This is a genomic window from Pseudomonas danubii (assembly GCF_042980055.1).
GTDB lineage: Bacteria > Pseudomonadota > Gammaproteobacteria > Pseudomonadales > Pseudomonadaceae > Aquipseudomonas > Aquipseudomonas danubii.
This window is the reverse complement of record NZ_CP116502.1, coordinates 924,660-943,400: the sequence shown is the minus strand read 5'-3', so window position 1 is coordinate 943,400 and position 18,741 is coordinate 924,660. Positions and strand designations below refer to the sequence as shown.

At 62.8% G+C, this 18,741-nt stretch carries 18 protein-coding genes; 8 read left to right on the top strand and 10 right to left on the bottom strand.

Translation table 11 applies throughout. From position 1 onward, the window contains the following. Window positions 1-38: 38 nt before the first annotated feature. Entirely contained in the window at window positions 39-704 is a 666-nt protein-coding gene (locus PFZ56_RS04485) for an FKBP-type peptidyl-prolyl cis-trans isomerase (protein ID WP_170002951.1), read from the bottom strand. Window positions 705-897: 193 nt separating this feature from the next. On the opposite strand from PFZ56_RS04485, the gene PFZ56_RS04480 reads away from it, so the two are divergent. After that, window positions 898-2,001: an AlgP family protein gene (locus PFZ56_RS04480; protein ID WP_394304588.1), complete on the top strand. Its 1,104-nt coding sequence runs from the start codon at window positions 898-900 to the stop codon at window positions 1,999-2,001. On the opposite strand, the gene PFZ56_RS04475 is transcribed toward PFZ56_RS04480, so the two are convergent. Continuing rightward, a complete protein-coding gene (locus PFZ56_RS04475; protein ID WP_102881255.1) occupies window positions 1,998-2,462 on the bottom strand; it encodes a TIGR02444 family protein in 465 nt (154 codons plus the stop codon). The two genes, PFZ56_RS04480 and PFZ56_RS04475, sit on opposite strands and share 4 nt — an antisense overlap. A gap of 50 nt (window positions 2,463-2,512) precedes the next feature. Between PFZ56_RS04475 and PFZ56_RS04470 the strand changes: the two genes are divergently transcribed. The 3 genes from PFZ56_RS04470 to PFZ56_RS04460 all read left to right on the top strand — a co-directional run bounded on the left by PFZ56_RS04470 (window position 2,513) and on the right by PFZ56_RS04460 (window position 5,828). Then, the gene (locus tag PFZ56_RS04470; RefSeq protein ID WP_102862213.1) at window positions 2,513-4,423 is read left to right on the top strand and encodes an ATP-binding cassette domain-containing protein; all 1,911 of its coding nucleotides are present in this window, start codon (window positions 2,513-2,515) and stop codon (window positions 4,421-4,423) included. Further along, the gene (locus PFZ56_RS04465) at window positions 4,423-5,004 is read left to right on the top strand and encodes a mechanosensitive ion channel family protein (RefSeq protein ID WP_102881254.1); all 582 of its coding nucleotides are present in this window, start codon (window positions 4,423-4,425) and stop codon (window positions 5,002-5,004) included. Before PFZ56_RS04470 ends, PFZ56_RS04465 begins: the two co-directional genes overlap by 1 nt. Before the next feature lie 191 nt (window positions 5,005-5,195). Beyond that, window positions 5,196-5,828 carry a LysE family transporter gene (locus tag PFZ56_RS04460; RefSeq protein WP_102881253.1) on the top strand — a complete coding sequence of 211 codons (633 nt, stop codon included), beginning with the start codon at window positions 5,196-5,198 and terminating at the stop codon, window positions 5,826-5,828. A 58-nt stretch (window positions 5,829-5,886) separates the two neighbouring features. Here the strand turns inward: PFZ56_RS04460 and PFZ56_RS04455 are convergent, their stop codons facing one another. The 5 genes from PFZ56_RS04455 to PFZ56_RS04435 form a co-directional block, all read right to left on the bottom strand. Continuing rightward, on the bottom strand, window positions 5,887-6,630 hold the full coding sequence (locus PFZ56_RS04455) for a penicillin-binding protein activator LpoB (protein WP_102881252.1): 744 nt from the start codon (window positions 6,628-6,630) through the stop codon (window positions 5,887-5,889). Window positions 6,631-6,633: 3 nt separating this feature from the next. Then, window positions 6,634-7,221 (bottom strand): penicillin-binding protein activator LpoB, encoded by a 588-nt coding sequence (gene lpoB, locus PFZ56_RS04450; protein ID WP_060841666.1) that lies wholly within the window; start codon window positions 7,219-7,221, stop codon window positions 6,634-6,636. 33 nt (window positions 7,222-7,254) lie between these two features. Next, on the bottom strand, window positions 7,255-7,626 hold the full coding sequence (locus PFZ56_RS04445; protein WP_060841665.1) for a YcfL family protein: 372 nt from the start codon (window positions 7,624-7,626) through the stop codon (window positions 7,255-7,257). A 12-nt stretch (window positions 7,627-7,638) separates the two neighbouring features. Further along, window positions 7,639-9,132 (bottom strand): COG3014 family protein, encoded by a 1,494-nt coding sequence (locus tag PFZ56_RS04440; RefSeq protein ID WP_170002958.1) that lies wholly within the window; start codon window positions 9,130-9,132, stop codon window positions 7,639-7,641. Window positions 9,133-9,352: 220 nt separating this feature from the next. Further along, window positions 9,353-9,610: a hypothetical protein gene (locus PFZ56_RS04435; protein ID WP_170002960.1), complete on the bottom strand. Its 258-nt coding sequence runs from the start codon at window positions 9,608-9,610 to the stop codon at window positions 9,353-9,355. 47 nt (window positions 9,611-9,657) lie between these two features. On the opposite strand from PFZ56_RS04435, the gene PFZ56_RS04430 reads away from it, so the two are divergent. After that, window positions 9,658-11,556: a cytochrome c/FTR1 family iron permease gene (locus PFZ56_RS04430; RefSeq protein WP_170002962.1), complete on the top strand. Its 1,899-nt coding sequence runs from the start codon at window positions 9,658-9,660 to the stop codon at window positions 11,554-11,556. Window positions 11,557-11,638: 82 nt separating this feature from the next. Next, window positions 11,639-12,094, top strand: a complete 456-nt coding sequence (locus PFZ56_RS04425) for a YaiI/YqxD family protein (protein WP_102881247.1) — start codon at window positions 11,639-11,641, stop codon at window positions 12,092-12,094. A 42-nt stretch (window positions 12,095-12,136) separates the two neighbouring features. On the opposite strand, the gene elbB is transcribed toward PFZ56_RS04425, so the two are convergent. Continuing rightward, the gene (gene elbB, locus PFZ56_RS04420) at window positions 12,137-12,805 is read right to left on the bottom strand and encodes an isoprenoid biosynthesis glyoxalase ElbB (protein ID WP_102862205.1); all 669 of its coding nucleotides are present in this window, start codon (window positions 12,803-12,805) and stop codon (window positions 12,137-12,139) included. A 49-nt stretch (window positions 12,806-12,854) separates the two neighbouring features. After that, window positions 12,855-13,481: a DedA family protein gene (locus tag PFZ56_RS04415; protein WP_102862204.1), complete on the bottom strand. Its 627-nt coding sequence runs from the start codon at window positions 13,479-13,481 to the stop codon at window positions 12,855-12,857. A gap of 207 nt (window positions 13,482-13,688) precedes the next feature. Between PFZ56_RS04415 and hemB the strand changes: the two genes are divergently transcribed. Then, complete coding sequence (gene hemB / locus PFZ56_RS04410; RefSeq protein WP_060841658.1) at window positions 13,689-14,702, top strand: porphobilinogen synthase; 1,014 nt, start codon at window positions 13,689-13,691, stop codon at window positions 14,700-14,702. Window positions 14,703-14,720: 18 nt separating this feature from the next. Beyond that, entirely contained in the window at window positions 14,721-16,934 is a 2,214-nt protein-coding gene (gene ppk1 / locus PFZ56_RS04405) for a polyphosphate kinase 1 (RefSeq protein WP_102862203.1), read from the top strand. A gap of 174 nt (window positions 16,935-17,108) precedes the next feature. On the opposite strand, the gene ppx is transcribed toward ppk1, so the two are convergent. Beyond that, complete coding sequence (gene ppx / locus PFZ56_RS04400; protein WP_102881245.1) at window positions 17,109-18,611, bottom strand: exopolyphosphatase; 1,503 nt, start codon at window positions 18,609-18,611, stop codon at window positions 17,109-17,111. Window positions 18,612-18,741 lie beyond the last annotated feature (130 nt).

Genomic DNA, 18,741 nt, shown 5'->3' with positions numbered 1-18,741 from the left:
ACGGCACGCCTTGGCGTGCCGTTTTTCGTTCCTGTGCCTTAGTCAGCAACGCCCAGCAGTTCGATCTCGAATACCAGGGGGGTGTAAGGCGCGATCAGGTCGCCTGCGCCTTCGGTGCCGTAGGCCTGATTCGAAGGAATCACCAGTCGCCATTTGGCGCCGGTGGGCATCTGCGACAAGGCGCTGCGCCAGCCTTCGATCACGCTGTCCAGGCGAAACCACTGCGGTTGCTGGGTCTGGTCGAACACGGTGCCATCGGGCAGGCGTCCGGTGTAGCGCACCTGGACTGAACCGTTGGGGCTGGCCTTGTTGCCACTGCCAGGTGCCAGCTCGGTCAGGAGAATGCCATCGGCCAGTTGGCGAACGCCGGGCTTGGCCTTTTCCTGGTCGAGAAAACGTCGTTCGTTTTCCAGGGCCGCTTCAGTTTTCGACTTGCTCGACTGCTCGCTGATCCGTGCATCGTGCTGAGCCAGGATCTGTTCGATGCGTTCGGTTTTTAGGGCCAGTGGCTTGCCTTGATAAGCGGCTTTCAAACCCTCGACCAATGCCTGGATCTGCAGATCGGGCACTTCGTCACGCAGTCGTTCACCGAGGCTTGCGCCCAGGCTGTAGGCAAGGTCGTGAGCGTCATTGGGCGGCGCTTCGGCAGCAGCCTGAGCCAGTGGCAAGAACAGGCTCAGGGATAAAAACAGGTAACGCGACATGGGCACTCTCCGGCCTGAGTAGCGGTGGATTATGCCAGCGACAAAGCACGGGTTGGTGAGCAACTTCGATGACGGCGAAGAACATTTTCAATCCGCTGCAACGCCGGGCTTTCGATACTGTCAACATGCCCTAGCGGCGGTAGCAGCAGAGGTCTAGTATGAGCCGCAACTCACGTCAGCCAGGAGGTAAACCATGTCGGCCAATAAGAAGCCTGTAAATACTCCGTTGCATTTGCTCCAACAGCTGTCGGGCAGCCTGCTCGAACATTTGGAAAACGCTTGTTCCCAAGCCTTGGCTGATGCTGAAAAACTGCTCGCCAAGCTGGAAAAACAACGGGGTAAAGCGCAGGAAAAACTGCACAAATCGCGCACCAAATTGCAGGACGCTGCGGCGGCCGGCAAGGCCAAGGCACAAGCCAAGGCCAAGACCGCGGTGAAAGAACTCGAAGACTTGCTGGACGCATTGAAAGAGCGCCAGGCACAAACCCGCAGCTACATTCTGCAACTCAAGCGCGATGCCCAGGAAAGCCTGAAACTGGCTCAAGGCGTTGGTCGTGTGAAAGAAGCAGTAGCCAAGGCATTGAGCACTCGTGATGCCAAGCCGGTAGCTGTCGCGGCGAAGAAACCAGCGGCCAAGCCTGCAGCTAAAGCACCAGCCAAATCTGCCGCCAAACCAGTGGCGAAAAAAGCGGCTGCCAGCGCAGCTAAACCCGCGGCGAGCAAACCCGCAGCGGCTAAACCTGCCGCCAAGCCTGCGCCTGCCAAACCTGTTGCCGCCAAGACCGCTGCCGCCAAGCCAGCAGCCAAAGCCGCCGCAGCCAAGCCTGCCGCCGCCAAGCCAGTGGCCAAACCTGCCGCCAAATCTGTAGCAGCCAAACCTGCCGCTAAACCAGCAGCCAAGCCTGCGGCCAAACCCGCAGCGGCTAAAACAGCTGCCGCTAAACCTGTCGCAGCCAAACCCGCAGCCAAACCTGCCGCCGCAAAAGCGCCGGCCAAACCTGCTGCCAAACCCGCCAGCAAACCTGCAGTAGCTGCCAAGCCAGCAGCATCGTCGGCTGCTAAACCAGCAGCCAAGCCTGCGGCCAAACCGGCTGCGAAAAAGCCGGCGGCCAAGCCTGCAGCAGCCAAACCTGCTGTGGCCAAATCCGCCACCCCGGCAGCCAAGCCAGCGGCTCCAGCACCGGCTGCGGCCAAGCCCGCTGCACCCGCGCCAGCAGCCTCGCCAGCAGCGGCTGCGAGCACAGCTCCTGCCGCTCCCGCTCCGGTAACTGCCGGTACTCCTTCCAGCGCTTCTTAAGCGCCGGTCGCCGCGACGCGCAGCACCTGCAGCGCGTCGCGGTTGCGTTCGGCGGCTCCGGCCGCCAATCCTTCAAGCCAGTCTTCCAGGCTCTTCGCTTGAACCTCCGGCCATTCCCGTACCCGCTCCTGCAAACGCAACAGCAATTGCCGTTCGGCTTCCAGTTCCAGGGTCTTGACCTGTTCGCGCAAGGCACTCAACTCAAGGTCTTCGCGGGCCGCATCGCGCCAGCCAATGCGCAAGTCGCGCAAAGGTTGAACCACGTCCCGGTGCCAAGGCGCCGCGAGCTCTTTCAACTGCTCCAGGCGCTGGCTATCGCAGCGGACGCCACGCTGGCCAAGCCAGGCACCACAGAGCAGCAGGCAGACATTGGCACCTTCGTCCTGTAGTTGCAGGCAGGCTTCCTGCACGCCGGGAAGGGCATAAATGGTCAGGGAAAAATTCCACAGGTCAGAGGACATAGTGCTACTCGCGCCAGTTGCGAGCGAAGCTGGTAGACTCCGCCGCCATTATGATTCGACTTCAGAACCTGACTTTACAGCGTGGCCCGCAACGTCTGCTAGAAGACGCCGAGCTGACCCTGCACGCCGGCCAGAAAGCCGGCCTGATCGGTGCCAACGGCGCCGGCAAATCCAGCCTGTTCGCCTTGCTGCGCGGCGAGCTGCATCCGGATTCGGGTGACTGCTTCCTGCCCGCCGATTGGCGCATTGCCCACATGCGTCAGGAGGTCGACACCCTCGAGCGCCTGGCCGTGGACTATGTGCTCGACGGCGACCTGCGTCTGCGCCAGGTGCAGCGTGAACTGGCCGCCGCCGAAGCGGCCCATGACGGTGGCGCGCAAGCGCGCCTGCACGCCGAGCTGGACAGCGCCGACGGCTACACCGCTGACGCGAGGGCGCGCAAGCTGCTGGCCGGACTGGGCTTCACCAACGAACAGATGGACCGCCAGGTCGGCGACTTCTCCGGGGGCTGGCGGATGCGCCTGAACCTGGCCCAGGCGCTGATGTGCCCGTCGGACCTCTTGTTGCTCGACGAACCCACCAACCACTTGGACCTCGATGCCATCATCTGGCTCGAAGACTGGCTCAAGGGTTATCCCGGCACCTTGCTGTTGATCTCCCACGATCGGGATTTCCTCGATGCCGTGGTGGATCACGTGGCTCACGTCGACCAGCGCAAGATCACCCTCTATCGTGGTGGCTACAGCGCCTTTGAGCGGGCCCGTGCCGAGCGGCTGGCCCAGCAACAGCAGGCCTACGAGAAGCAGCAGGCGCAACGGGCGCACATGGAAAGCTACATTGCCCGCTTCAAGGCCCAGGCCACCAAGGCTCGCCAGGCCCAGAGCCGCATCAAGGCCCTGGAGCGCATGGAGGAGCTGTCGGCGGCCCATGTGGACTCGCCGTTCGACTTCACCTTCCGCGAGTCGACGAAGATTTCCAGCCCGCTGATCGATCTCTCTGATGCCCGTCTGGGGTATGGCGAGCGCGCGGTGCTGGAGAAGGTCAAGCTGCAACTGACGCCGGGCGCACGGATCGGCCTGCTGGGCCCTAACGGCGCCGGCAAGTCGACCCTGATCAAGAACCTCTCCGGTGAGCTGCAGCCGTTGTCCGGCCGTCTGACCCGGGGCGAGAACACTGTGGTGGGCTACTTTGCCCAGCATCAATTGGACTCCCTGGATTCCAAGGCCAGCCCCTTGCTGCACCTGCAGCGGCTGGCGCCCACCGAGCGCGAGCAGACCCTGCGCGACTTCCTCGGTGGCTTCGACTTCCGTGGCGCGCGGATCGACGAGCCGGTGCTGAATTTCTCCGGCGGTGAAAAGGCTCGCTTGGCCCTGGCCCTGATCGCCTGGGAGCGGCCGAACCTGTTGCTGCTCGACGAACCCACCAACCACCTGGACCTGGAGATGCGCCTGGCCCTGACCATGGCCCTGCAAGAGTTCAGCGGCGCGGTATTGGTGGTCTCCCACGATCGCCATCTGCTCAAGAGCACCACGGACAACTTCTTCCTGGTGGCCGACGGCAAGGTCGAGGAGTTCGACGGCGACCTGGATGACTACACCCGTTGGCTGGTGGACTACCGCCAGCGCAATGCCCCGGTCAGCAACACGCCGGTCAACCCGGACAAGACCGACAAGAAAGCCCAGCGCCAGGCCGCGGCTGCTTTGCGTCAGCAGTTGGCACCGCACAAGCGCGAGGCCGACAAGTTGGAAGCCGAGCTGGGCAAGGTCCATGAGCGCCTGGCCAAGATCGAGACCAGCCTGGGCGACAGCGGTCTTTACGAAGCGGCGCGCAAGGACGAGCTGCGGGACCTGTTGGCTGAGCAAGCCAAGCTCAAGACTCGCGAGTCCGAACTGGAAGAGGCCTGGATGGAAGCCCTGGAGTTGCTGGAAAGCATGCAGGCAGAACTCGAGGCACTGTCCTGATGGAAGCGTTGCAACTGCCATTGCCGGCGCAGTGGGTCGCTCCGTTGTGGGTGGGCGTGCAGATCCTGCTGATTCTCCTGGCGGGCTATCTGGCCCAGCGTTTTGTCGCCCGTTGCCTGACCCGTCTGGGCGAGCGTTACCCGTTCCCGCCGCAGTTGCTGATGCCCCTGCGCGGCGGTCTGCGCTGGCTGATCATGGGCAGCGCGGTGATCTTCGTCCTGGAGCGCCTGGGGGTTTCCGCCACGGTGTTGTGGACCGCCCTGTCCGGCTTTGTCGCCGTGGCGGCGGTGGCCTTCTTCGCCATGTGGAGTGTGCTCTCCAACCTGCTGTGCGCGATCCTGATCTTCACCGTTGGCCCCTTCCGCCTGGGTGACGTGGTGGAGTTGGTGGACACCGTCGACAAGCCTGGCGTCAAGGGCCGGGTCGTGGCGATCAACCTGCTGTACACCACCCTGATCGAGTCCGAAGAAGCCGGCACCGGCAGCGCCATGGTCCAGGTGCCCAACAGCCTGTTCTTCCAGCGCTCGGTGCGTCGCTGGCGCGGCAGCGATGTGCTGCCGGTAGGAACTGGCGAAAAGTAATCCCTTCCTCTGTAGCCGCTGCCGCAGGCTGCGAACGGCTGCGCAGCTATTGCCCCTGGTCCTGCGGACCTATCGCAGCCTGCGGCAGCGGCTACAGGGCCGTGCATCACCTTTGGGCGAAAAAAATATAGTCAGCCGCGGGTCGGAGGATTAGCTTAGGCAGTCACGACCAATCCGATCCGAGGTGTGCGATGGTGCTTGAAACATGGCTGGCGTTCTTTGCCGCCAGTTGGGTAATCAGTCTTTCTCCGGGAGCCGGCGCCATTGCGTCGATGTCCTGTGGCTTGCAATACGGTTTCTGGCGCGGTTACTGGAACGCCCTGGGCCTGCAACTGGGCCTGGCCTTGCAGATTGCCATTGTCGCCGCCGGTGTTGGCGCCATCCTTGCCGCATCTGCCACCGCCTTCTATGCAATCAAGTGGTTCGGTGTGGCCTACCTGGTGTACCTGGCGGTCAAGCAATGGCGCGCGCTGCCCAGCGATCTCAGCGATGACGCGGCCATCCGTCCCCTTGGCAAGCCTCTGGCCCTGGTGTTTCGCGGCTTCCTGGTGAACATCAGCAACCCCAAGGCCCTGGTGTTCATGCTGGCGGTACTGCCGCAGTTCATCGACCCCCATGCGCCGCTGGTCCAGCAGTACCTGATTCTCGGCGCCACCATGATCGTGGTCGACCTGATCGTCATGGCCGGCTACACCGGGCTGGCGTCCAGGGTCCTGCGCTTGTTGCGTACCCCGGTCCAGCAGCGGCGGATGAACCGTACCTTCGCCGGTTTGTTCCTCGGCGCGGCGGGCTTCCTGGCGACCATTCGCAAAGCCGCGGCCTAAGTTCTCCAGAGACAAAAGAAGGCGACCCCACGGGTCGCCTTTTTCGTTTGCGTACGGCTTAGCGCAGGATTACCGGCGCTGTGTCCGGCGGCAGGTTGTTGCGCATCGGCGCTTGCCCCGGTTGCTCGTAGCCACCGCGACCCAGCTGCTCGGCCATCTGCCGGGTAACGTCTTCGCCCAGGGCCTTGGAGACTTCGCGTACCACCCGTGGCCGGTTCAGCGAGACACGGATGTCGCGGCTGTTCACCAGCTTGGTGTCCTGGCCTTCGCCCATGGCGGTGAACGCCGAGGTGATCTCGAAGGTGCGGGTGTTGATCAGGCTGAAGTCCGCCACCAGGGTCAGGCCCAGTACCGCCGAGTAGCTGTTGGTATTGGCCAGCTCGTTGATGTCCTGGGTGAAGTCGATGTCCGACACCGTGCCGAACAGCACGTAGTCGGCACCCTTGAAGTTGCCCGCCTTGATGCGCTTGATGATGTCGTAGACGTTGGTCTTGGACGCGTCGGTGTGGGGCGAACCCTGCACCAGCTGGAACATCCCGGACTTGAGAATGCCGCCCTTGATATCACCGGTGAACTTGCGCAGTTCGCCTTCTTCGATGTAGCTGGTGCTGGCTTCCAGTTCGTTGTAGCTGGCCGAACCGCTGGAGCTGTAGTAGCCCTCGCGGTAGTTCTGCTGGGCCGAAACCACGTGAATGTATTCCTGCACACGTTCCTGGTAGGCCAGGTCCATGACTGCAACTTTCGGGGCCGCCTGGGCGCTGAACGCACAGGCCAGGGCCAGGATGCCAATCCATGCACGCATTGTTTAGCGCTCCGTGGTCTTGCGGATCTCTTTCTCGTCCATCCACTCGGCCAGACCGCTCTCGACGTCGATCAGTTGCAGGCTGAATTTGTAGAAGACGTCCTTGTAGTCGCTGCTGCGCTTGACGATGGAGCTAATGGAGCCTTCAAGACGGTATTTGGCGGCGACCATGTTGCCAGTCTTGGCCACGGTGGATTTCTTGTACAGGCCGCTCTGGTTCTGCAGCTTGAGCTGGTCGACCTGGCTCTGCATGGCGGTGTTGTCGCTGGCGAAGCGGGCGGTGCCGGACTTCATCAGCTGGGTCTTGATCGAGGTGGTGATCTCGCGGGTGTCGATGTACTCGCTGGTCTTGTTCTTCACATCGTAGACCTGCACCACCGGGCGACCCTGGAGGATGCCGGACTGGGCCAGGGAGCGGGTCATGGATTCGGCGATCATCTGCAGGTCGGTGGAACCGAACTCGTTGGTCACCAGTTCCACGGCCTTGCTGTCGCCGTAGCTGATGTTCTTGCCGCCCAGGACCGGGGAGTTATTGGCGCAGCCGCTGGCCAGCAGGGCGACCACGGCGAGGAAGGAAAAGCGTGCAAACATGGAAGTGCTCTCTTGATCGGGTTCAGGAACGGCTTATTGGGTTTTGACTTCCAGGCGGAAGTCAGTGGCCTTGGGCACCGGCGCGATGGCCGGCAAGAAGGTGGCCTGGGCCGCGTACAGGTTGAAGACTTTCCAGCTTTCTTCATCGGCAACCGGGAAACCGTCGTCACCCAGCCAGACAAAGCGGTAGTACATGGTCATGTTGGTGTGGCTGGTGTTGTTCAGTGCCACCTTGACCGTCAGGAAGCCGTTTTCACGGGCGACCCGCATCGCGCCGATGGCGATGTTGTTGAACTTGTTCATCACCACCACCTTGCTCGCGGCGCTGCCGGGAGCAGGAGGTGGCGGGGTGGCGCAACCGGCCAGAAGGGCCAGTGCGGCAACAGCGAGGAGTTTCAGGCGCATGGAGGGCTCCGCTTAAGGACGTTGGTTGCTGGCCATGTTCTGGCCGGCGTTGTTCGGGATGACATGAGCGGCCAGGCCGCTGCTGAACACCTGGTTGCCCACCACGCGCAGGGCGATCACCTGATAGCGCTGATCAACCTTGACCTGCACTTGAGTGCCGCCCTGGGCGTTAGGCAGGCTGAGGCTGTGCTCGCCCTGCTTGAGACGCAGGCGGGCGACCTGGGTGTTGTCCGGCAGGGTGCGCCAGGTGCGGGTATCGGCCCCTTCGGTCACCGCCGAAGCCAGGCCCACGGCCAGGCCGGCCAGGGGGTTGACCTCGTTGAGGTTCTTTTGCGCCACGCCACGGGTCACTGCACGCACGGTGGTGCGCAGGATGATCCCCGGCATGTCGTCACGCAGGGCGCGGCGGGACATGGCGGTGGTGCTGTTGAGCAAGGTCAGGTTCTGCTGCTGACCATCGATGCCGATCTGGGTGAAGGTCTGGGTCGAGGTATCGGCCTTGATCACCGGGAACGACAGTGGGGTGATGACCAGGTTGCCGTTGATCGGCAGCGGCAGGGGAATGCGCACCGAGTCCCGGGCCGGGGCCAGGCCGCTTTGCACCACGATCAGCACGTCGCTCTCATCGGCCGCCAGGGCCGCTACCACGGGAGCCTTGACCGGAGCCTTGGCTGCCGTCTTGCGTTTGGACTTGGCCGAGGATTTGCCCGTGGCTTCGACTTTCACCGGTTCCACGGGGGCGTCCAGGTTCAGCAGGGCCTGTTCCAGCAAGGGCGTGTTGGGACGCAGTTCCGCAGCCTTGCGGTAGCCGGGAGCCGCCAGGTCCTTCTCGCCCAGGGCTTCATAGACGAAGCCGGCCAGGTAGTGGCTGAACGCACTCTGGTAGCTGTTCTTCAGGTTGACCACATCGGGAGCATCGAGGGCTTCCACGGGATAGCCCTTGAGGTCCTTGTACTCGGTTTTAACCCCTTGCTTCTCGGCTTCGTCCTCGCGCTTGAGGTATTCCTTGTCCCGCAGTTCGGCGATCACCGCTTCGCGTTCGTGGGTCTTCTTGATCGCCATGCGGGCGCCGTCGAAGTCGTTGCTGGCCAGCAGGTTCATGGCCATCTGGGTCGTCAGCATGACCTTTTCGTAGTCATAGCCTTCGTAGCGACGGACTTTGTCGTTGACCAGGAAACTGCCGAACTGGGCCAGGTACTTGTCGGTGTCGAGCTTGACCGAGTCTTCCCAGTTGCCCACGACCTGATCGGCATGGCCCCAGGCGGCCTGGCTGCCATTGAGGTCGCCCTTGGCCCGCAGCAACTCGCCCTTTTCGAAGTAATAGAGCAGGTCCTTGTCTTCACCCTTGTTGTTTTTTTCCAGCAGGGTCAGGGCGGCATCGAGGTTGCCGGCGCGCAGTTGCTGGTTGGTTTCCTGAAGCTCGTTGTCGTAGCTGCGAAAGGCCGAACAGCCTGCGAGCAGGGTGACTGCGCCGAGCGCAATCGAGGTGAGGACGCGGGATGCCATGGGTACTTCTTCTTCCCTGAATGAGACAGCCTGGCGTGCGGGTCGGGCTGGACGAACCCATTGGCAGGAACTGCGGCTACGCTGCCAATTCCTCATAAAAAGAGGAGCTTAAATGCCGTCTCGCTATAAAGAGGGCGCGGCATTATAAACGTGGATTCTGGCGCTGTAATGGCTTTTTAACTTCAATTTGATTGGTGTTTGCCACTATGTGAGCGGCTGCTCATTGGTGGTCGAACCAGGCCGCCAGCGGGTTCTTTTCCAGGGTCGCGGGGGCGATGACGAACAGCTGATCGCCCACGCGCCGCAGGCTGATGACCTGGTAGCGCTGGTCCAGCTTGAAGCGCAGCTCGCCGGTCTTGCCCAGGGTCAGTCGGTGTTGGCCTTTTTTCAGGCGCAGGCGGGTCACCTGGGTGGTGTCGGACAGGCGCTGGTCGGCGCAAGTGTTGCAACAGGCGGATAAGCCTTGAGTGAAACTCATTGGGAGTGAACAATATGTTACTTCGTATTTCCATTTGAGATTCGTTCATGACTGGCCCTTCCCGTTTACTGGCATTGCTGGTGCTGCCGCTGCTCGCGCTCTGCAGCTTCAACCTGCTGGCCGATACCGTCGATGGCGCGCCCAAGGCCCTGCATCTGCTGGATTACATTGGCGCCGATTACCCGCCCACGGTTGAAGCCGGCAAGGTCATCGACGAGTCCGAATACCGCGAGCAGGTGGAGTTTCTCGGGGTCCTGCAGGGGCTGATCGCCGACCTGCCGGCCAAGCCGGAGAAAGCCGAGCTGGAGCAGGGTGTCGCCAGCCTGCGCAAAGCGGTGGACGATCGCGTCGAGGGCAGCCAAGTGGCACGGCTGGCGCGGCAGATGGGGGCCAAGCTGGCGGTGGCCTATGAGGTCAGCCAGGCGCCGGTCATCACCCCGGACCCTGCTCGCGGTGCGCCGCTGTATGCCCAGCATTGCTCGGTCTGCCATGGGGAGAAAGGCGCAGGCGATGGTCCGGCAGGTGTGGGCATGACCCCGCCGCCGGCCAATCTGCGGGATGCCGAGCGCCTTGATCGCCTGAGCTTGTACGCGGTCTACAACACCCTGGGGCTGGGGGTCGAAGGCACCGACATGCCGGCCTTCGCCGATCAGTTGGATGACCGGCAGCGCTGGGACCTGGCCACCTACATCGCCGGGTTCAGCGCCGATCCTGCGGCGGCCAAGGGCGAGCAGAGCTTCAATCTGGCCGACCTGGCCCGGCAGACGCCTGCTGAAGTGCTGGCTGCTCAGGGGCCGCAGGCAGCGGCCACTTTCCGTGCCCAGCGGGCCCAGCCGCCTCAGGTCAAGCGTGGCCCGGCGCAGTTGCTGGACTACACCGCTTCGACCCTGGACAAGAGTCTCGCGGCCTATCGCAACGGCGAGCATGAGCAAGCCTACGATCTTTCGGTAGCGGCTTACCTGGAAGGTTTCGAACTGGTGGAAAGCTCCCTGGACAACGTCGATGCCACGGTGCGCAAGGACACGGAGAAGGCCCTGATGGCCTACCGGCAGTCGTTGCAGGACGGATTGCCGGTGGCCCAGGCCGAACAGCGCCTGGACGCCGCCAAGGCCAAGCTCAAGGCGTCCGCCGAGTTGTTGGGTGGCGACAGCCTGAGCTGGTCCCTGAGTTTTATCTCCGGTTTGCTGATCCTCCTGCGCGAAGGCCTGGAAGCCATTCTGGTGCTGGCGGCGATCCTTGCGTTCCTGCGTAATACCGGCCAGCAATCGGCGGTGCGCAGTGTCAACGTCGGCTGGGGCCTGGCGCTGTTGGCCGGCCTGGCCACCTGGGCCCTGGCGGCTTATGTGATCGACGTCAGCGGTTCCCAGCGGGAGCTGCTGGAGGGTGCCACGGCGTTGTTCGCCAGTGTCATGGTGCTGTGGCTCGGGGTATGGATGCACGATCGTCGGCATGCGGCGGCCTGGCAGGATTACATCAAGAGCAGCCTGGTGGGCGGCGGCGGGCGTTTCGGTTTTGCCGTGCTGGCGTTCTTCTCGGTGTACCGCGAGCTGTTCGAGGTGATCCTGTTCTACGAGACCCTGTGGCTGCAGGCAGGCCCAGCCGGGCATAACGCGGTCATGGCTGGTGGTGCCACCGCTCTGGTGTTGCTGGTGGGCCTGGCGTGGGTGATCCTGCGGGGCTCGGCCAAGCTGCCTCTGGCGCTGTTCTTCGGCATCAACGCGGCGCTGCTGTGTGCCTTGTCGGTGGTATTTGCCGGGCACGGGGTCAAGGCCTTGCAGGAAGCGGGCATCTTCGGCACCCGGCCAGTAGCCTTCTTCGATTTCGACTGGCTGGGCATTCATGCCGATGCCTACTCGCTGGGGGCTCAGGCTGTGGCGATCCTGGCGATCGTGGTGCTGTACAGTCGCAGCCGCATGAGTGAGAAGCAGCGACTGCGCGCGTCTTGAGTCGACAGCGTCGCTGATCGCGGGCGAGCCCGCTCCTGCGGGGGCTGGCTTGCCCGTTTTGCATTTTGTGAGGAGAACATCAATGCGTGTCTGGATCGATGCCGACGCTTGCCCCAAGGCGGCCAAGGATCAGGTGGTGCGCTTTGCCTTGAAGCGCCAGTTCGAGGTGGTGCTGGTGGCCGGGCAAGCGCAGATCAAGCCGGCTTTCGCCTGCGTCAAACTGATTGTGGTGCCCAGTGGCCCGGATGCTGCCGACGATTATCTGGTGGAGCATGCCGTGCCCGGTGAGCTGGTGATCTGCAGTGATGTGCCCTTGGCCGACCGCTTGGTGAAAAAGGGTGTGTCGGCCCTGGACCCGCGTGGCAAGGAGTTCGATGCGCAGAACATGGGGGAGCGCCTGGCGGTGCGTAATCTGTTCACCGATCTGCGGGAGCAGGGGCAGGTCAGTGGCGGACAGGCGCCTTATGGCGAGCGGGAGAAGCAGGCCTTCGCCAATGCTCTGGACCGGATTCTGACCCGGCTGGCGCGTCAGGCCTGAAGGAGGAACCAGCGGCTCCTCCCGAAACGAGGTGTCAGGGAGTCACTGCTCGCCTTCGTGGGTCAGTTCCAGCACCCGGTCTACCAGCTTGTTGATCCCGGAGGCGGCTTCGCTGATGGATTGCGCCAGCATATAGGCCGGGGTGCTCACCAGTTTGCGCGCTTTGTCTTCGACGATGTCGCCTACTGCGCATTCGGTGTGGCTGGCGCCCATTTTGCCCAGGGCCGCTGCGGTATCGGCATCGTTGCCGATGGTGCAGGTCACGCCAGGACCATAGATCTTCGCCGCCAGGGCCGGAGCGATGCACATCAGGCCCACCGGTTTGCCCGCTTCGGCAAAGGCTTCGGCCAGAGCCAGGACGTCCGCCTGGACTGTGCAGGCCGCGCCTTCGGTGGCAAAGCTGGAGAGGTTCTTGGCTGCCCCGAAACCGCCGGGCACGATCAGCGCGTCGAAGTCTTCGACATTGGCCTCGCGCAAGTCCTTGACCTGGCCACGAGCAATGCGCGCCGATTCCACCAGCACGTTGCGGGTCTCGGGCATGGCTTCGCCGGTCAGATGGTTGAGCACATGCATCTGCGGGATGTTCGGGGCAAAGCACTGCACCTGGGCGCCGCGCTGGTCGAGGCGCAGCAGGGTCATCACGCTTTCGTGGATCTCGGCACCGTCGAACACGCCGCAACCGGAAAGGATCACTGCAACTTTTTTGCTCATGGTTTTTCTCCTGGTTCAGGGTGCTGACAGCATGCCAATGACCGGCGAGTTACTCCACTGATGTCGTCGAAGCCTTGGCCTTGGCCTGTTCGGCGGCTTGTTCGGCATCATAGATCTGCTTGGCCAGACGGGCGTTCTTGAAGCGTCGGCGCAGCCACAGGCCGAAACCCAGTACCAGCAACGCGCCCAGCACCCACAGCTCGTACTTCTTGATGCTGCCGAGCATGCCTTCCATGACCGCGCCGAAATGGTAGGCGGCCTGGGCCAGGGCCACGGCCCAGACGGCCGCGCCGATGCCGTTGAGCAGCAGGTAGCGGCCCGGCGGATAGCCTGACAGACCAATGGCCACTGGCATCACGGTGCGCAGGCCATAGACGAAGCGGAAGCTCAGCACCCAGATATCCGGATGCTTGCGGATATGCTCCAGCGCCCGATCGCCCATCATTTGCCAGCGCGGTTTGCGCGCCAGCAACTTGCGGCCATGCTTGCGCCCCAGGAAGTACCACAGCTGGTCACCGGCGTAGCTGCCGAAGAAGGCAACCACCATCACCAGGTTGATATCCATGTATCCGCGGAACGCTAGAAACCCGGCTAGAACCAGAATGGTTTCGCCTTCGAAAAACGTACCGAGAAAGAGGGCGAAATAGCCGAAATCCTGAAGAAATTGTTGGAGCATTGTCTGGATGCTGGCGAAATGAACGCGCAGCCTACCCCTTCGACGACGTTGGGGAAAGTATCGAAATGTGTCTCGACGTGAACAATTGGGCCAATGACAATGAGTGTTGCTGTCGGTCAACAGCTTGAGCACAACTGTCATCTGTTCGTCATAATGCCCGCTTATAACTGTCACGCTCGCCCGCCAGCGCGGGCCCTGGAGTCCGCCGTGAGCTTTACCCCTGCCAGCCGCCTGTTCCCTGCCACTCGTCTGCGGCGTAACCGCCGTGATGATTTCTCGCGCCGTCTGGTGCGCGAAAACCGGCTGAGCGTGGACGACCTGATCCTGCCGGTGTTTGTGCTCGACGGTGAGAATCGCCGTGAGGCGGTGGCTTCGATGCCGGGCGTGGAGCGCTTGACCATCGACCTGTTGCTGGAAGAGGCGGCGCATTGGGTCGAGCTGGGGATTCCGGCCCTGGCGCTGTTCCCGGTGACGCCGGCCGGGCTCAAGTCCCTGGATGCGGCCGAGGCCTGGAACCCTGAAGGGATTGCCCAGCGTGCCACCCGCGCCTTGCGCGAGCGCTTCCCGGCGCTGGGCGTCATCACCGATGTGGCCCTGGACCCGTTCACCACCCATGGCCAGGACGGCATCCTCGACGAACAAGGTTATGTACAGAACGACATCACCGTCGATGCCCTGGTGCGTCAGGCCCTGTCCCACGCCGAGGCCGGCGCCCAGGTGGTGGCGCCGTCGGACATGATGGACGGGCGGGTCCAGGCGATCCGCGAAGCCCTGGAGCTGGCGGGGCACGTCAACGTGCGGATCATGGCCTACTCGGCCAAGTACGCCAGCGCCTATTACGGCCCCTTCCGCGATGCGGTGGGTTCGGCGCTGAACCTGGGCAAGGCCGACAAGGCCTCGTACCAGATGGACCCGGCCAATGGTGACGAAGCCCTGCATGAAGTGGCGGCGGACCTGGCGGAAGGGGCGGACATGGTCATGGTCAAGCCGGGCATGCCGTACCTGGATATCCTTTTTCGGGTCAAGGATGAATTCAAGGTGCCGACCTTTGTCTATCAGGTCAGCGGCGAATACGCCATGCACATGGCGGCGATCCAGAATGGCTGGTTGGGTGAAGGGGTTATTCTTGAATCCCTGACCGCTTTTAAACGTGCAGGTGCTGATGGCATCCTGACTTACTTTGCCGTTCGTGCTGCTCAATTGTTACGAGAGCAAAAATAGCCCTCCCAGGAACACGCGATGAATACTGAAGGACTCTCAGAAGTTGCCGTAAAAGACGCTCAGCCGGTGGTCGAGCCAGTGGTTGAAACCTCGCCGGAGCTCGAGCCCGTGCCCGTAGTGGCCGAGGTGCAACCGACGCCGGCCATTGTCATCCCCAACCTGGATGACAGCAGCCTGTACATTCACCGCGAACTCTCGCAACTGCAGTTCAATATCCGCGTGCTGGAACAGGCGCTGGACGAATCCTACCCGCTGCTGGAACGCCTGAAGTTCCTGCTGATCTTCTCCAGCAACCTGGACGAGTTCTTCGAGATCCGTGTCGCGGGCCTGAAGAAGCAGATCACCTTTGCCCGGGAACAGGCCGGTGCCGACGGCCTGCAACCGCACCAGGCCCTGGCCCGCATCAGCGAGCTGGTGCATGGTCATGTCGATCGCCAGTACGCGATCCTCAACGACATTCTGCTGCCGGAACTGGAGAAGCATCAGATTCGCTTCATCCGTCGCCGTCACTGGACCACCAAGCTCAAGACCTGGGTCCGGCGCTTCTTCCGCGACGAGATCGCGCCAATCATCACCCCCATCGGCCTCGACCCGACGCACCCGTTCCCGCTGCTGGTGAACAAGAGTCTGAACTTCATCGTCGAGCTGGAAGGCATCGATGCCTTCGGCCGCGATTCGGGCCTTGCGATCATTCCGGCGCCGCGTCTGTTGCCGCGCATCATCAAGGTTCCGGAAGAAGTCGGCGGCCCTGGCGACAACTATGTGTTCCTTTCGTCGATGATCCACGCCCACGCCGATGACCTGTTCCAGGGCATGAAGGTCAAAGGCTGCTATCAATTCCGCCTGACCCGTAACGCCGACCTGGCGGTGGACACCGAGGACGTCGAAGACCTGGCCCGCGCTCTGCGCGGCGAGTTGTTCTCCCGTCGCTACGGTGACGCGGTGCGTCTGGAAGTGGCCGACACTTGCCCGAAACATCTGTCGGACTACCTGCTCAAGCAGTTCAACCTGCACGAGACCGAGCTCTATCAGGTCAACGGTCCGGTGAACCTGACGCGGCTGTTCAGCATCACCGGCCTGGACAGTCATCCGGAGCTGCAATACACCCCGTTCACCCCGCAGATCCCCAAGCTGCTGCAGAACAGCGAGAACATCTTCAGCGTCATCAGCAAACAGGACATCCTGCTGCTGCACCCGTTTGAGTCCTTCACCCCGGTGGTCGACCTGCTGCGCCAGGCCGCCAAGGACCCGCATGTGCTGGCGGTGCGCCAGACCCTGTACCGCAGTGGCGCCAACTCGGAGATCGTCGACGCCCTGGTGGACGCGGCGCGCAACGGCAAGGAAGTCACCGCGGTGATCGAACTTCGCGCGCGGTTTGACGAAGAGTCCAACCTGCAGATGGCCAGCCGCCTGCAAGCGGCCGGCGCGGTGGTGATCTACGGCGTGGTGGGCTTCAAGACCCACGCCAAGATGATGCTGATCCTGCGTCGCGAGGCCGGCGAGATCGTGCGCTATGCGCATTTGGGCACCGGTAACTACCACGCGGCCAACGCCCGCCTGTACACCGACTACAGCCTGCTGACCTCCGACGATGCCTTGTGCGAAGACGTCGGCAAACTGTTCAGTCAGCTGATCGGCATGGGCAAGACCCTGCGTATGAAGAAACTGCTGCATGCACCGTTCACCCTGAAAAAGGGCATGCTCGACATGATCGCCCGGGAGACCCAGTTCGCCCTGGACGGCAAGCCGGCGCACATCATCGCCAAGTTCAACTCGCTGACCGATCCGAAAATCATCCGCGCGCTGTACAAGGCCAGTCAGTCCGGCGTGCGCATCGATCTGGTGGTGCGCGGCATGTGCTGCCTGCGTCCGGGGATTGCCGGGGTGTCGCACAACATCCATGTGCGCTCCATCATCGGCCGCTTCCTGGAGCACACTCGGGTGTTCTACTTCCTCAACGGCGGCGAGGAGCAGATGTTCCTTTCCAGTGCCGACTGGATGGAGCGCAACCTCGACAAGCGGGTCGAGACTTGCTTCCCGGTGGAAGGCAAGAAGCTGATCCTGCGGGTCAAGAAAGAGCTGGAGAGTTATCTCACCGACAACACCCACAGCTGGAGCCTGCAGTCTGACGGTCGTTACATCCGCAACACGCCGACCGGCAACCAGAACCCGCGCAGTGCCCAGGCGACCTTGCTGGAGCGTCTTGGCAGCCCGGTGTTGCCGGTGCGCTAAGCGCCTCAAGCGTCATAGCTAATAAAAAGGCCAGCCCGATCATCGGGCTGGCCTTTTTATTGTGGTTTGCAAGAGGCTGTAGGAGCTGGCTTGCCAGCGAAGGCGTCCCCGAGAGCGATGCAAGGTTTCGCGGCCTCTTCGCCGGCAAGCCGGCTCCTACAGGTCCGTGGCAGGTCAGCGAACGTTGAGTACGATGCCGACCCGGGTCAGCCATTCGGCTTCCAGGGCGAAGTCGGCCTGGGTCAGCTGGTTTTCATCCAGCCAGTTTTCCGGGAACTCCACATCCAGATGGTCGCCTTCGGCGCTCAGGCTCACCTGAGGCATCTGCTGGGTGCCACGGATGTGGTGGAACAGGATGGCAAAGCGCAGCAGTACGCACAGGCGGATCAGCTTGATGCCGTCATCGCCGAACTCGGCGAATTTCTCCTTGGGAATGTTGCGGCGGTGGCCGCGCACCAGCAGCGCCAGCATCTGCTGGTCTTCTCGGGAGAAGCCGGCCAGGTCCGAGTGCTCGATCAGGTAGGCGCCATGCTTGTGGTAGTGGTAGTGAGCGATATCCAGCCCCACTTCGTGGACCTTGGCGGCCCAGCCCAGCAGCTCGCGCCAGACACCGTCCTCCAGGTCCCAGTCCGCCGCCACCTGGTCGAAGGCGCGCAGGGCCTTGCCTTCGACTCGCGAGGCTTGCTCCAGATCCACGTGGTAGCGCTCCATCAGCGAGCTGAGGGTACGTTCACGGACGTCTTCGTGATGATGGCGGCCCAGCAGGTCGTAGAGCACGCCTTCACGCAGGGCGCCTTCGCAGTGGTCCATGCGCTGCAGTTCCAGGGCGTCGAAGATGGCTTCGAGAATCGCCAGGCCCGCCGGGAAGATCGCCCGCCGATCGGGCTTGATGCCTTCGAAGTCGATCTTTTCGGCATCCCCCAGCTTGAACAGCTTGCGCTTGAGCCAGGCCAGGCCTTCGGCGTTGACCTCGCCACTGCCCTGGCCGCCGGCCTTGAGGGCCAGGCCAATGGCGCGGATGGTTCCGGAAGAGCCGATGGCTTCGTCCCAGGTCAGGCGATGCAGGGCATGTTCGATGCTCATGATCTCCAGCCGCGCGGCGGTGTAGGCCTGGGCGTAGCGGGCCGGGGTGATCTTGCCATCGCGGAAATAGCGCTGGGTGAAGCTGACACAGCCCATCTGCAGGCTTTCCCGCAGCAGGGGCTCGAAGCGCTGACCGATGATGAACTCGGTACTGCCGCCACCGATGTCGGCCACCAGGCGCTTGCCCGGGGTATCGGCGAGGGTGTGGGACACCCCAAGGTAGATCAGTCGGGCCTCTTCACGGCCGGAGATGACCTCCACCGGGTGGCCGAGGATCTCCTCGGCGCGGCGAATGAACTCGCCACGGTTGCGGGCTTCACGCAGGGCGTTGGTGCCGACGATGCGTACGGTGCCCGGCGGCATGCCGTTGATCAGTTGGGCGAAGCGCTTGAGGCAGTCGAGCCCGCGCTGCATGGATTCTTCGTTGAGCTGGCGTTCTTCGTTGATTCCGGCGGCCAGTTGAACCTTTTCACCGAGCCGCTCGAGAATGCGGATTTCACCGTTCCGGGCCTTGGCCACGACCATGTGAAAGCTGTTGGAGCCCAGATCGATCGCGGCGATCAGGGACAGATTCTTGGCTTGGGATTGGGGCATGGTTGGGGGTCTCGGTCGATAACCTCGCCATCCTGCCACGATCAACGGCTCGCGCCAACGCGCAGTGTCCAATGCGTTGATTCAACGCATAAAACCCTTGGCAGGCTGTGCTGTCGCAGTGCGCCGGCCA